This is a genomic window from Chitinophaga sp. CC14, from assembly GCF_048957795.1.
GTDB lineage: Bacteria > Bacteroidota > Bacteroidia > Chitinophagales > Chitinophagaceae > Chitinophaga > Chitinophaga ginsengisegetis.
Genome location: NZ_JARBFY010000003.1, coordinates 804543 through 818934, shown reverse-complemented (window position 1 = coordinate 818934; position 14392 = coordinate 804543). Strand labels below are relative to the sequence as shown.

The 14392-nt window shown below is 42.7% G+C and carries 12 protein-coding genes; 1 reads left to right on the top strand and 11 read right to left on the bottom strand.

Annotated elements, in window-relative coordinates:
* Nucleotides 1-8: 8 nt before the first annotated feature.
* The 7 genes from PV783_RS13400 to PV783_RS13370 form a co-directional block, all read right to left on the bottom strand.
* Nucleotides 9-3323 (bottom strand): SusC/RagA family TonB-linked outer membrane protein, encoded by a 3315-nt coding sequence (locus PV783_RS13400; RefSeq protein WP_420988338.1) that lies wholly within the window; start codon nt 3321-3323, stop codon nt 9-11.
* Between the two features lie 405 nt (nt 3324-3728).
* Nucleotides 3729-4904, bottom strand: coding sequence for a FecR family protein (locus PV783_RS13395; protein ID WP_420988337.1), 1176 nt, complete (start codon nt 4902-4904; stop codon nt 3729-3731).
* Between the two features lie 78 nt (nt 4905-4982).
* Complete coding sequence (locus tag PV783_RS13390) at nt 4983-5573, bottom strand: RNA polymerase sigma factor (RefSeq protein WP_079468295.1); 591 nt, start codon at nt 5571-5573, stop codon at nt 4983-4985.
* Nucleotides 5574-5704: 131 nt separating this feature from the next.
* Entirely contained in the window at nt 5705-7108 is a 1404-nt protein-coding gene (locus PV783_RS13385; RefSeq protein WP_420988336.1) for a S41 family peptidase, read from the bottom strand.
* Between the two features lie 70 nt (nt 7109-7178).
* Nucleotides 7179-7985: a helix-turn-helix domain-containing protein gene (locus PV783_RS13380; RefSeq protein WP_420988335.1), complete on the bottom strand. Its 807-nt coding sequence runs from the start codon at nt 7983-7985 to the stop codon at nt 7179-7181.
* A gap of 128 nt (nt 7986-8113) precedes the next feature.
* On the bottom strand, nt 8114-9190 hold the full coding sequence (locus PV783_RS13375) for an alpha/beta hydrolase (protein WP_420988334.1): 1077 nt from the start codon (nt 9188-9190) through the stop codon (nt 8114-8116).
* Nucleotides 9191-9361: 171 nt separating this feature from the next.
* The gene (locus tag PV783_RS13370; protein WP_079468299.1) at nt 9362-9634 is read right to left on the bottom strand and encodes a DUF4242 domain-containing protein; all 273 of its coding nucleotides are present in this window, start codon (nt 9632-9634) and stop codon (nt 9362-9364) included.
* Between the two features lie 403 nt (nt 9635-10037).
* Here PV783_RS13370 and PV783_RS13365 point away from each other — a divergent pair, with 403 nt between their 5' ends.
* Nucleotides 10038-10631 carry a hypothetical protein gene (locus PV783_RS13365; protein ID WP_420988333.1) on the top strand — a complete coding sequence of 198 codons (594 nt, stop codon included), beginning with the start codon at nt 10038-10040 and terminating at the stop codon, nt 10629-10631.
* A gap of 110 nt (nt 10632-10741) precedes the next feature.
* Here PV783_RS13365 and PV783_RS13360 read toward each other — a convergent pair whose 3' ends face one another.
* The 4 genes from PV783_RS13360 to PV783_RS13345 form a co-directional block, all read right to left on the bottom strand.
* Nucleotides 10742-11878 carry a TlpA family protein disulfide reductase gene (locus PV783_RS13360; RefSeq protein WP_420988332.1) on the bottom strand — a complete coding sequence of 379 codons (1137 nt, stop codon included), beginning with the start codon at nt 11876-11878 and terminating at the stop codon, nt 10742-10744.
* Between the two features lie 77 nt (nt 11879-11955).
* Entirely contained in the window at nt 11956-12966 is a 1011-nt protein-coding gene (locus tag PV783_RS13355; protein ID WP_420988331.1) for a redoxin domain-containing protein, read from the bottom strand.
* Nucleotides 12967-13090: 124 nt separating this feature from the next.
* A complete protein-coding gene (locus PV783_RS13350; RefSeq protein ID WP_420988330.1) occupies nt 13091-13804 on the bottom strand; it encodes a DUF4369 domain-containing protein in 714 nt (237 codons plus the stop codon).
* A gap of 41 nt (nt 13805-13845) precedes the next feature.
* Nucleotides 13846-14364 carry a TlpA family protein disulfide reductase gene (locus PV783_RS13345; protein ID WP_420988329.1) on the bottom strand — a complete coding sequence of 173 codons (519 nt, stop codon included), beginning with the start codon at nt 14362-14364 and terminating at the stop codon, nt 13846-13848.
* Nucleotides 14365-14392 lie beyond the last annotated feature (28 nt).

The following is a 14392-nucleotide window of genomic DNA, read 5'->3' as shown; positions in this document are numbered from 1 at the left end:
TCATTGAATTAAAAATTAGCATTGATACCAAAAACAAAAGAGGCAGGGATTGGTGCAGCACCGGTTTCAGGGTCTACATGTACATCTTTTTGCTTTATCCAGATGGATTTGGGATTATTTACCTGTACTCTTACTTTAAGATTGGTTGCCCTGATCTTTGACGAAACGGTTTGTGGTATTGAATATCCCAATACGATATTCCTGATCTTTATAAAGTCGGCCGGCCTCACCAGGTTGTTTGAGTAGTAATACTGGTTGTTAATTGGAATCTGATAATATTGCCCGCTTCCCGGAATATCGGTATCTGTATTTGTTGGCGTCCAGCTGTTTAACAAATAAGAAGGCAATGGTCCGTAATTAGCATACGGATAAGGCACAGGTACAGGGCGGGCCCTGTAATAATGACCTCCGTAATAAACCGCAAATACGCTCAGGCTGATTCCCTTAAATGAAAAATCATTGTTCAATCCAAAATTGATGACAGGATCCGCATTTCCGGAAAACTCCACTGCATCCGCATCATTTGCTCCCAATGTTGCTTTAGTAGCAACTCCTTTGGTGTCGTACCACTTTGGCACTCCGGTATCGTCAAGTCCGGCAAAGCGGAATGAAAACAATGAATGCACAGGATATCCAACCCTGTAGGATTCTCCGGCGGCCAATGTCAACGGATCTCTTGTTAATTCATCTACATCCGTTATTTTATTCTTATTCCATGCGCCTGTTAAAACAGATGACCACCTGAATCCATTTGCGGAGGAGGATCTTATCCAATCGTAACCAAGATTGATTTCAAGTCCGTGGTTGATCATACTGGCATTGTTTATCACCATAGAAGTAAATCCTTCTGATGGATCTAAACGCTTCTGCGCAAACAGATCAGTTCCTTTCCGTTTATACCAGTCGAATGAACCTCTCAGGCGGTTTTGGAACCAGCTGAAATCAGCGCCAATATTTATAGTAGCTGTTTTCTCCCATCTCAATCGTGGGTTAGGTGGATTTGTAACCGTTGCGTTAGGCAGTTGAGTTACCTGATTTAGCCCTGTGGTTGCCGCAAGAACCGCGGTAACATTCCTGATGTTGCCGGTAAGGCCATAAGTTGCCCTCAATTTAAGATAATCGAGTGCTGCAACGTCTTTTAAGAAAGATTCGTTAGACGCTACCCACGAAGCGCCAACTGACCACAAGGGGCGGCCACGGTATTTTTCATCTCCCCCAAAAAGGTCCGCATAATCTTTCCTCAATGATCCAAAGATATTATACCTTCTATCGTAGGTATAAGTGACGTTGGCATATCCTGAGGCAAACCGGTGCATTTCGTCACGAACCAAACTCATATCCGCGATGTCATTAAAATGATACTGTCTGACAGGATAATTGGGGTTCCAGAAAGTACCGCTGTTAATGTTGTACAGGTTGCCGAAGTTAACACTTTGTGTAGACTGGGTCTGTAATTGGTCATCATAGCCTAACAACATTCCATTTACACCATAATTGCGTGTTTGCCTGAATTCTGCACCAGCAATAGCAATGATACCGTGACTTCCAAATTCATGATCATAGTTGGCCTGCAGGCGTGCCGTATAATTGGGACTTTTCAGTTCGGAAGTGGCCAGCTTTCCTCCTTGGGGCAACAAATTCGTATACTTGTAATTACCCGCTGTGCCGGTGCGGGTGGTATATACATCCTGTAACCATCTCATTGTATAGCTTTCTGCCTCTGAATATGCAGAAACAGTTCTGCGCAAATCTTCATACTGAACCATCGGATGAATAGAAAGTCCATTAGCCAGCTTAAAGCTCATATTAAGGTAATACCTGGTGTTCAGTGTGGAGGTATTTGCAAAATCCCGTTCCAGTTCATCAAGGTGGTTAAATTTGGAAGAATATAGTCCCGGCGTTGTTTCTGTTACTGTATTATAGATATTGAACCGGTTGGTGGAATACTGTGCTCTTGTTCCGTCGGCGTTGAATAAGCTGTAGTAAGATGGTACTGAATACGGCGTTGTAGCAAATTCATTGTTGTGAGTCCTGATTTTTCCGATAATACTATTCACGCCATAGTCAATATCCAGCCACTTTGCAAAACTGTACCCACCTTTATAAAAGAGGTTTATTTGCCTGTTGTACCCGTTAATGATCCCTGTATTGTCTGTGGTATAATTTACCACCAGGCTGTTCTGGGATTTGCCATTGTTCGTGCGTATAGCAACGTTATACTGCTGAAGAACCTGGTTCAATAAGGCATTATCTTTATATTGGGTAACAAAATCATTCTTCCGGTATTCACCAAGCAGGTTATCCAACTGATTTTGATCGATTTTACCAGTCTTAAACTGATAATAAGCATATTGGACGGGAGATGCAGCATTTCCTAAAACAAGATTATTCTCGAAAGTCCCTATGGGGTTGGAAACGGTTCCGTCTCCGCCATTAAACCACCAGCTATAGTAATCTCTTTCCCAATCCACCTGCTGGGCAGGGGTCATGTAATTCTGGTAGCTATAATCCGGTTTGTTGGTAATCGTGATATTACCTGAAAACTCCACCGCAATTTTATTCTTTTCCTTTGCCTTCTTCGTAGTAACAACGATTACGCCATTAGAAGCTCTCGCACCATAAATGGCAGATGCCGCCGCGTCTTTTAATACACTAACGTTATCTATATCATATGGATTTACATCCGCAATGGATCCTTCAATTGGCAGCCCATCCACAACCACCAGGATGTTTGTATTGGCCTGTAAGGTACTGACTCCGCGAATGGTGGCATTGCCCCTGTACTGAACAAGGCCGGGAACAATACCTTCTAAGTTCTGTAATACATTTTGCGCGTTCCGCTTTTCTAATTCCTGGCTTCCAACCGTTACCACGGAACCGGTGAGATTGGTGCGGTTTATTTTCTGGTAGCCGGTATTTACTACCGCAATTTCCCTCAGTTCATTCATGGCTGGATCAAGGCGGATAGCAAAACCATCCGGGCTCGCAATATGCAGGTTTGTTATCGTCAACTCTTTTGTTTCGTATCCCAGAAACCTTATCACCAATATATCTCCCGGTGAAACATCCAAAGTAAACCCACCGTTTTCCCCGGTCATTGTCTTACCTGGCTTATTTCTCAAACTGATGGAAGCACCGGCTAAAGGTTTACCGGTTGAATCTATAATGTAGCCCTTCACAGGTTCATCCCTGATATACTCTTTTGCCGGGGTATCAGAAGGAGTGTCCGGGATTTTTTTGGAGATGAAAACCGTTTTCCCTTTGATAACATACTGGAGTGATTGATCTTTAACTACGCGGTCTAACACTTCAGTTAACGGCATATTGACAACGTTTAATGAAATTTTTGAGCTTTCATTGTAAATATTCCTGTTAACGAGAACCGCGTACCCGGTTTGTTTCTGGATAGATTTAACGATGGATTGCAATGTTAAATTCCTCCCCGAAATTGAAACGGTCTGCCCGAAACTTCTGGCGAAACATGCAAGTGAAATCGCTATTAGCAAAAAGGTAAATTTCATTCCTGGAAAAATCCTGACGCCGGCCCGAAAACGGCCGTTTTTGAAACATCCGGACACAGGACGCCCGGACCTGAAAATAATTCTTGGCATACTTCTAGGTAGTTTGGTTGATAATTGATTAGCACTTCGTTTTTTGCGATAGAGGGAATCCTGCTGAAATGACCCTAATAACCTCCGGCAACAATACTCTCTTTATATATTAGCATGCTATGGTTGTTTACTGATAATTAATTTTCTTCCCTCCAGTCTTGAATGAACACCAAGTTTTTCCAGTCCTTCCATAAGATCATTCAGCGTCACGTCCCTTGTCATATTTCCTGTTAATTCTACTTTTGGAATTCCATTTTCATAAATCACCTGGATATCGTACCAACGCTCTAACTGACGCATGATCTCCACAAATGATGAATTATCAAAATCAAAGTATCCGTTCTTCCATGCCACCACATTTTCTATTTCCTCCTGATCAAGACTTCTGATTTCGATGTTGTTTTGAGCTCGTGCAATATTGTCATGGTTCATCTGAGCTTGCTGGCCAGGTCTGATCTTTAAAAACCTGCCTCCCTGCCATCCGACTTTTACGCTTCCTTCCAGTAAAGTTGTTTTGGTGTATTGCTCGTCAGCATAAGCGTTGACATTAAAATAAGTTCCTAAAACTTCCACTTCGGTCATATCATTTACGCTCACGATAAATGGGGCATTTTGCTCTTTGGCAACCTCGAAGTAAGCTTCGCCGGTCATGGCTACTTTACGCGCCGATGAAGGAAATGCAGTAGGGAAATGAATTGAGCTGGCTGCATTCAACCAAACCATTGATCCATCCGGCAATCTTACTTTCATTTGGCGCCCTTTAGGAGTGGTAATGGTATTGTATACTACCTGATCAGTAGCGCCTTCATATACCAGGGCGCCATTTACCAATTTAGCTGTAACCCCGCCCTGAAGTGCAATGACGCCGCTTTTTATTGTGTCCAACGATATCTTCGACCCATCGGCCAAGGTAAGTATAGCCCCTTCCGTGCCCGCCTTTATCTCACTGTGGGTTATTGTTTTAGGTGTAACCGCATTTCTGTTACTGAACAATACATAACCGCCAACTGCCGCCAGTAATAGTAACGAAGCAGCTGCCATCCATTTAATTATATTGGTTCTAAGACGCACTACCGGCATCGTCTGCTTTTCCCGGAGCTCATTCCATGCCTTATTACTATCGAATTGCATTAAAATCTGCAATTCTTTTTTGAGTAAGTCTTCGTTATTCAATTCCTGGAACAATCTTTCATGCGCTTCGGAGGAAACACGCCATTGCTGCAGGTAAGCTGCCTCCTGCTCTGTTACATGACCACCATTTATGTACTTAATAATTATATCATCAATTTGCATAATACAAGATCGGTTTTCTTCCCCCACAATATATATAGGAGGAAGTCACCCAAATTCCCATGAATTTTCTAAAAAAAATTATAATTCCCCAAAAAAGACCACGAATAGAGCGAGAAGGCCTTTCTTTAAGAGTGCCGCTTTAAGCAGTTTTGCGGCAGTTTGCTTTTGGTTTAATACAGTTTTGGTGCTGATCTCTAATTGTTCTGCTACTTCGGTGATACTTTTTCCTTCAAAATATATTAGTCTGAAAACCTCGGCACAGCCTTTCGGAAGTGCGTTCAGTTGTTCATATACGGCTGAAACCACGCTGGCGCGGACTCGTTCTACATCCGATTCCCAGTCCGCTTCGTCTGCAAGATTATGCAGTTCATCAAAGGTGAACTGTTCTCTCTTTTGTTGCCCCAGAAAATGCAGACAAGCGTGGCGCGTAGCTAAAAAAAGGTAATTTTTAAGGTGGCTCAGACTCTTGAATTGTTTGGGCCGTGCAATTATCTGCACAAGTATATCAGAGGCGATATCCTTTGATTCTTCAGGATTGTCAATAATTTTGAAGGCATAGTAGCTAAGTTGCCCAAAATAGTCCTTGTACACCAGCTCAAAAGCTCTCCTGTTACCCTTTTCAATAAGAGATAACAGCTCCGTCTCCTCAATTGACTTAATTCCTGACAATTATATGTTTTTTTCCAAAGCTGCAAACTATAATAAAAATCCCAAAATAAATAATACCGGGGCCGGATTAATGCTGAGCGCCTGGTTGATGGATAAAGGCCGCCGGTGGTACAGGTCTCACTTTGCCAATCTCATTCCTCTATGTATCGCCATGCAAATGCTACCCAGTCCTCTACAGAACTGTCAAGATAGATATCCGGCTGGATGCCGATATTGTCCACCGGGTAGTCCGGCAGGCGCATTGCGCGATAGGTAGGCATGAATACCTGGTAACCCGGGCATCCGAAATCTACCAGGTAGGCATTGCCGTAATCCAATGCACCATAACTGGGTACGCCCAATACCTTGACCTTCCTGCTCTGCTTTGCGATGAACAAAAAGTACTCGGCCGAACTTCCTGTTCCCTTATCTGCAAGAATAACAACCTGCCGGGGACTTTTAGCGGCCGGCTCAACGTTTTCGATATACACAGGTTTACCTGCATCGCTAAAGTTCACGAAATGACCCAGGTTCTTTTTTAACTGATCTATTTGTTTGTCGATTTCATCTGTTGGGGTATTCTTATCCAGGCTCTTTTTGTATGCCTCGAGATTTCCGATATAAGTTTGCGTAGCCAGGAACTCCGCCCCGGTGTTGCGTATTGATTTTCCGGAGATGTACGGAAGAAGTTTCTGATAAGCATCTGTAGTTCCCCCGGGATTGCCACGAAGGTCGATGATCAGGTTCTCGCTACCTTCAATTTGTGTTCTGTTCTGCGAGATCAGCTCATCAATTTTTTCCAGGTACCGGTATTCAAAACTTGGCAATTTAAGGATCGATGTCCTGGTAGATAGTTTCCTGAAATAAAAACCCGCAAGCTCCTTTAGTTTTTCTTCCAGTTGGGCTGCGCTTGCCGTTGGTGCCGGAAGTTCCCTGACCAGCGCCATACCAACAGCGTCCAAAAACAGGATACCCTCCTTATGCATGGTATAACGTCCCTTTTTCTTCGACCGGTCAAGCATTGAATACTCAAAAGAACCGTCCGGAAACAACCTGAACTTTATATCTCCTGCTTTCCAGGATGCAGATTCTGCCCCGACAATAAACCCGGTATATTCATTTCCACTCAATTTTTTGATCCCAATCCTGTAGCCTTCTGTAGACCATACCCCTTCCAGCGGATCCTTTGTGAGCTTAATTTTATCCTGAAAACCCCTGATATCGAAGGATATGGATTCTGCAGGGCCACTGTTACCTGAAGAAAAAGGAGATCCGTTTGAACCCACCCATAAATGGGGATCTTTGAAGAAATCGGTATACCTCTTTAGTATTTTTTCACAGCCAGGCTTATCTGCTGTTTTAGCCTCCCTGGTCAGATGCTGTTTTAGTTCTTCATAGGGCAATCCTTCCTTCGTTTTGTCCGCAAAACCCGGATATTCGGTCTCCACTTTCCTTACCAGTTTTTCCAATGTCGCCGCGCAGTTGCAGCCTGGTTGCTGCGCATATATCGAAAATGAAAACATATTAAAAGCGAGACAAAGCAGCCATTTCTTCATATTAATATCTATTGATCGAGCCGCAAATATAGCTCCGTCACTATGGCTAAAATTGTAAAAATGTAAACTGCTAGATAAACAGCCAGATGGAGGCGCTGTCTGTATCCACCTTCTTAAAGAAAGTATAGGGGTTAACGTTGGTAAGTTGTTTAAAGTCCTTTATCAGGTGTGATTGATCATAAAAAAGGCTCTCATAAGACAGTTCAGTAAGGTTCCTGACATCTCTCTGTTTTGCTATCGCCTTTCTAAACCGGTGGATCCTGTAGAATTCTGAAGGCGATTTACCGACGTTCCTGGTAAAAAGCCTGTTGAGATATTGTCTCGAAAAGTTATTGTTACGGGCAATCTCCTCTATCTTCAAACCAGATTCGATATCGGATATAATTCTCTCCATCAATCCGGGTTCCCGTGGATTGAGTTTTGAAATCCAGTAGTCTTCCAGGCTTTTCCGCTGAAGGTTCCTGTCATCTTCAAGCAGGATCTGCTTCATTGCCGGTATAAAATCGGCAAAGGGATTAAAATCCACCGCATTTTCCTGTTCAAAAAGCTCGTGGGCATTATCCAGGAAATAATTGATGGCCAACGGCTTGAAATAAATCGTAATCTCGTTTACCCCGCCCTCAAATATAACTTCGATCGGAGCGATATACCGCGATACAAAGTTGGCTACAATGTTCTCCTGCCGGGAAGGTCTGACGGTGATTTTGTTACTCCCTGCTTCAATTTCAATATCCCGGCTCACTGATACGATAAAGTAGTTGTTCGGAAATGTCCAGTAATGTAGCTGTTCGGAATTTTTACCGGGAGAGATAAAATAATAACCCTCTATATATCTTTGTAAGATCTCATCTACCGGCCTGTAAAATTCCATTTTCATCTTCCAGTTAAATTTTTATTCTTGTCCCGCATCATGAGCGCAGGACCCGCGTGTATGTTTTTTTAAGGAGATGCAAATATAACATTTAGCAGGAAGAAACGGTCTGCCAGACGAAGCAGCACAGTTTGCTACTTTGTATTTTGTTTAAACGATAAATGCTTTGAAAAGAATTGCAGCATATTTTCTTCAATTCTATTTGCAATGCGGTTGATATGGTCACCTTCATAAATTTCGAAGAAATGTTCGATCCTGTATTTGCTTAGTTCTTCATCCAGCGTTTTAATACTCTCTGCGATGGCCCTATCCTTATCGCCCGCATCAAAACCGATAGACTTTAATTTTCTGATGTTATAGATATACTGATCCAAATTGTTTAATGGACGGTTCGCGTCCCACTTTTGTAATATTTGCGGCTGTAAATTCCCATTCTTTACCGGAAGATCAAGATAAAATGGTGGATTTCCCGGATTGGGCGACCAGGCCGCTGCAGACGCAAAGAGCGCTTTAGTGAAAAAATCTGATTTCTGAAATTCTTCTATCGTCTTAATGCTGTCTGCCCGGAGAAGTTGTGGCAGCAAGGTTTCCGATGACATCGGCGGAGAGTTCAGGCAACAGGGGCTCAGCAGGTATACCGTTGAAAATACGCCAGGATTCTTCTCCCCGATCCGTAATGCGCCGTAGCCGCCCATTGAGTGGCCGCATAAGCCCCTGCTCTCTTTCTGTGCAAGGGTGCGGTAGTGACTATCAATATAACCTACCAGTTCGCTGGCTACAAAGTCTTCCCAATTTCCGGTTGTTACTGAATTGGAATACATACTTCCCTGGAAAAGTGTATAGGCATCGGGAGTAACCACAATCATTTCATGACCCGGGCTTTGGGAAAACGCGGTATCCAATATGGGGGGCAGCGTCATCCAATGCTTTTGAAATCCATAAAATTTTGCATCATTGTCCGTATAGCCATGCAGGAAATAAACCACCGGATAGCGTTTCTTAGTACCGGAACTATAGCCGGCAGGCAGGTAAACAGATACATAGCGGTCGGCACTGTCGCCACTGAGATTACCTTCCAGCAACTTGCTGTGAATTTTTATCCGCTGTACCGTACCCCTTGCAATTTCCGGCTGCTGCGCCAGGCTTTTCACGGAACAAGACAATAATATAAAGACGAAAGCAATAGAAAGAGAGGCCAGGTATTTTATCATAAGACTACAATTGGGTTATAATTAGCGGAGGTAATATACAAATTTGGACACCAAAATGTAGCATGGGGTTGCCCACAAAAAAACAAAAAAAGCTAAGCGCCGGTAAATACTCCTATTTACGGGTGATTCCCCTTTGAGACACAGGGGCGTTTTAAAGGATATAGTTATATTTTACTCTGCAGTTGCAGGATCAATAATGGCAGCCACCTCACTGATAGTGTTGGCTGGAAATCCGCCCTGTTTGGCGTGTTCGCGGATCATTTCTTCATTAGGGGCAATATAAACACAATAGATCTTATCGGTTGTCACATAACTATGCACCCATTGGATTTGTGGGCCCATATTACTTAGTACACCGCAGGAAGCTTGTGAAATTGCTTTTAATTGTTCTCCTGATAATTTACCTGCACCAGGGATTTCGCGTTCAATAACATACTTAGGCATAATTTTAGTTTTAATGCTGATCCTATGACAGTTAAATCTTGCTCGTTGTAGGGGCTTTTACAGGTTTGGCATTTTAGGAATAGCCAATGGAGTAACATATCCTAAATGTAAGCAATTATTTTAAGATCCGCCGGATTTCCCTGATGGTCATGCCTGTATATATGCTAACTCTGCCGATGGGCCAACATATGATTGTTTTAATGAGTACTTTTTTTTAATAATATCGTAACCTACATTACAAGAAGCGGGGAAATTTATGACGCAAAATGTGAAAGTGATTTTTTTTGTTTTATTAATGTTCTGCAGCTTCCTGGCTGGTGCCCAAACCACGAAGGATACAGCTAAAAAGGAACAAAAGACGGTATATTTTTTTAGTGGTATCGGGGCAGACTCAAGTATCTTCATGAACCTGAAACTTCCGGGCTACCATAAAGTTTACGTCTCCTGGATCCCTGCGTTGCCGGATGAATCAATAACGGAGTATGCCGGCAGGATAAAGAGCCAGATCACCGTTGAAAATCCGTATATAATCGGTCTTTCTTTTGGAGGCATCGTGGCGGTGGAAGTATCCAAACAGATAAGGGTAAAGAAAATGGTATTGATCTCTTCGGTCAGAACAAAAAAAGAGTTGAACAAAGTGCAGTTTTTTTTCATAAAACTGGGACTATACCGGATCATTCCCGCGTCATTAATAAACCGTACCAATTTTCTTACCTATCGCTACTTTGGCGCCCGGTCACAGAATGACAAAAAAGCGCTGACGAAATTATTGAAAGATACAGATGTCACCTTTTTTCGCTGGGCACTGAAAAGCATTGGTCATTGGAATAATAAAGAAGCGCCTGAAAAAACTATTCAAATTCATGGAACCGCCGACAGGGTAATAGCCAGCAGACTTGTGCATCCCGATTATCGCATTAAGGGCGGAGGACATCTCATGGTTTTTAATAAAGCGGATACCATTAGTAAAATCATCATAAATTACTTTCGTGAATAATGTTTTACCTGCCGGAAGGTAAATGCGTGTTTGGAACAATTCTTTCCTGAAAAGCAACAGCCAGGCAAGTGCCCGGCTGTTACTGTTGCCTATCACGATAGCAGTATTTTTTATTTGAGCATTTTTTCAAGCGTTTTTTCCAGTTGCTCACCCCGGAGGTTTGTAGCAATGATGATCCCATTGGGGTCTACCAAAACATTGTCAGGGATACCCGTAACCGCGTACGCCATTGCCGTTGAATTGTTCCCTTTTAAATCCAATACCTGCGTCCAGGGAAGCTTATCTTCTTTCACTGCTTTTATCCACTCCTCTTTTTTAGCATCTACCGAAATACTCAATACTTCAAAGTTCCTGCTTTTGAATTGATTGTAGGCACGTAATACGTTGGGATTTTCGGCTCTGCATGGTCCACACCAGCTGGCCCAGAAATCAACCAATACATATTTGCCCTTGTAGGATGCCAAAGATACGGGTGTTCCCTCTGCGGTATTTAGTGTAAAATTTTTTGCAGCATTACCGATTTTCTTCATGGAGAACCCTGCAGACATTGACTTCAAACCAGCATATACGGAAGTTTTACGCATACGCTCACTTAATAGGTCCAGCATCCGGTTAAAGGTGGGTACATCTCCATTACTTTGCTCCCCGGTTAAATTAAGACTGAAGTAGCTATCCGGATGCTGCTCTACAAAACGCAATTTCAAATCACTTATCTGTTTCAACAACTGTTTTTCAGCTGCTGAGGGCTCTCTCTCCACAGTCTTTTCTGCGTTCTCATCGTCCTCATCGTTACTTTCATTTCCTCTTTCCATTCCTCTTATCGAATCCAAAGAACGTTTGAGCGCATCCTCCCTGGCTCTGAATCCCTCATAAACAGCTTGTTTCTCCCCCTCCACCATTACATCATTTATTGTTTCGCCCTTAATGGTTACGTCACCCTCCAGGAAAAAACTCCTGGCGCCCATTAAATGCATATTAGGCTTTACCCACGACCAAAATGCAGTATCCAACATGGTCAGGGTAGGATGGCGAGGGATGACTTTAAGCAAGGCATCCGCCGGACGACCAGAACCTTTGAATTCAAAAGTGCCATTATTTGAAACCTGTTTCAGTACTTTCCCGTCATATTCGAGACTGATATCAGCAGGTATATTAAGTCCGGATAATTTTCCCTTAACCGTAAAATTCTGGCTATTGGCAGTAAGCATTGCTGTCAACGCGTAAACTAATATTAGCAACTTTTTCATAATATTTTTTTTGCCTGATTGCTACTGAAGATCGCAATCTGATGATAGTAAATGGTATATTAAACGTGTATTGATCCTTATTTAAGCAACTGTGAGAGTTTGGCGTCCAAAGCCTCTCCTTTCAGATTTCTGCTTACAATTTTTCCGTTGGGGTCAATCAAAAAACTCTGCGGAATTTGTGTAATCCCATACATTTTTGCCACTTGATTAGAAGCAGTCTTCAAATCGATGACCTGCGTCCAGGGCAGTTGATCCTCTTTGATTGCTTTCAGCCAGAGATTTTTTTGTGTATCGAGCGAAACAGCCAGGACCTGAAAATTTTTATCCTTGTACTTATCGTAAGTATTTTTCAGCTCAGGATGAGTTGCTCTGCATGGACCGCACCAGCTTGCCCAAAAATCAAGCAATACATACCGTCCTTTGAAAGAAGCCAGTGATACCGGTTTACCTTCCGTATCGGGAAGTGTAAAATCTATCGAAGGTTGGCCTACATCAAACTTAAGGGCTATTTCCAGTTCCTTTTTAAAAGCGATACCATCTTTTGTCTGCTGCATTCTTTTGCTTAAGCCGCCAAACAATTGTTGAGCCCTCGTGGGTTGCATCTTTACAGAATTATATGTCAGCTTATCCAAGCCAACATAACTGTCGGGATACTGCTTAATCAATTTGGCGATATCCTGTTCAGTATCCATACCGAAATTTTTGGGATCCTGTTCCCGGGCGCTATACTCCCGGAAAATCTTCTGCTCTTTACCTGTGCTTATGATCTTTGCGGTACCACTTTTATCAAAATCGACCGTGATAGCATTTGGGTCCATATAAAAGAATGCAGCGTATTCTTCTTCTCCGGGTGAACCAGGAGTCATCAAATCTATCACTACCAGCTCAGGTCTCCGGGTATTTCCTTTAAATCCAAAGACTCCATTCTTAATGTTAACGGTATCACTTTTAGCATCGCCTCCATATGTCAATACTGCACGGGTAGCAGATATATTGGGAGCAACTTTCCCCTTAATATTAAAACTCATCTGTGCAAACACGGATGTAGTCATAAAAGAGGCTACTGTCAGAAAAAATAATCTATTCATATGCATGTTTTATCTCTCATTGATTTTTGATTATCCTTATTTGAGCGCAGCGCGGATCGCATCCATATCATGTCCGGGACTGGCAGCCGGGATTTTCCATGGTTTTCGTTTTTAGCGCTTTCAATTAAAACTTATCAGTCAGCATTTTTCCGGGAAAGGATTTGCGCGCTGATGGACTAAGCTTCTCCATTGCTGCTTTATACCTCTTATCCTCGTCCTGCCTGGCCAGATAAGTGTAAATCACGTAAGCATTGATGTCCGAAGCGGGATTTTCTTCCAGCCACCGCCAGGCTACTTCCAGGGTTTTATCACGGGCTTCCTGATCCACTTTGGTTTCCCTTTCCAGGAAAGCTTTATCTTTAAAAAGACCTTCATAAGAACCTGTGCTGGCCATCAGCGCCATAGCGGTATCGTAAATCGCTTTCTTTCTGCCGAACACCTCCTGACTTTCCATTATCTCCGTGAACCGGGTATAATCTTTCATATACCCATCATTACCTGAAACGACAGCCTTTTTAAGTTCGCCACGTTTCCCGGTTAGCCGCACTATTCCTGCATCCAGGTACAATGTCCGGTGTTCAGGATTTTGTCCGATTAACCCTACCCGAAGCACATAGATACCTGCGCCGGGAAGTTTGGTTTTAAACCTGAAAGCATCATTGCTTACAACCGCAGTATCATGAAATCTCTTTCCTTTCAGATCAGAACGGGGCCGGAGGTCGGTTAAGATTACTTTTGTACCAGGTTGCAGGTCCTTCAACTCCCCGGTAAATTCCAATTCCTGTGCATTCGTAGTGATGGCTGTTAAAACCAATATCAACAATGGGATAATTTTCATTTTGCAATGCTTTAAAAGATAAATTCTTTGAGCCATGTTTTTTACCTGCCATATTTTTCAAACAGATCCTGCAACATTTCATCTGTAACATCATGACCGTTTCCGGAAAAGCGAACAATGCCCTTAGGGTCGACTATGATCATATGGGGTATTCCAACGATCTTATAATCGTCGTTCCACGCTTTGGCCTTTTGCATCATACTGTAAAATTCAATGGGAGCTTTTTCAAAAACATATACGTCCTCCGGCGCTTCATTTGTAGTTGAGGCAATGAATGCTATCTTATCTTTGTATCTGCGATGCAGTTCATTAACATGAGCAAACCCGGAAATGCAGGGTCCGCAATGGGTTCCCCAGAAATCCAGCGCCACAAATTTCCCTTTCATATCCGGTATCTCAGAAAGCCACTCTTCCACTTTCAATGCCGGCGCTTTCGTACCAACAGGCAGTCCTCCTATCATTTTTGACACCTTTTTTTTCCCGGCTTCACTTTTCGATTGAGCATGAGAACAGGTAACTGCTCCAAGAAGGAGCAATGCCAATACTATTGTTGTTTTCATTTGTATATTTTTTTAGTATTCTGCTATT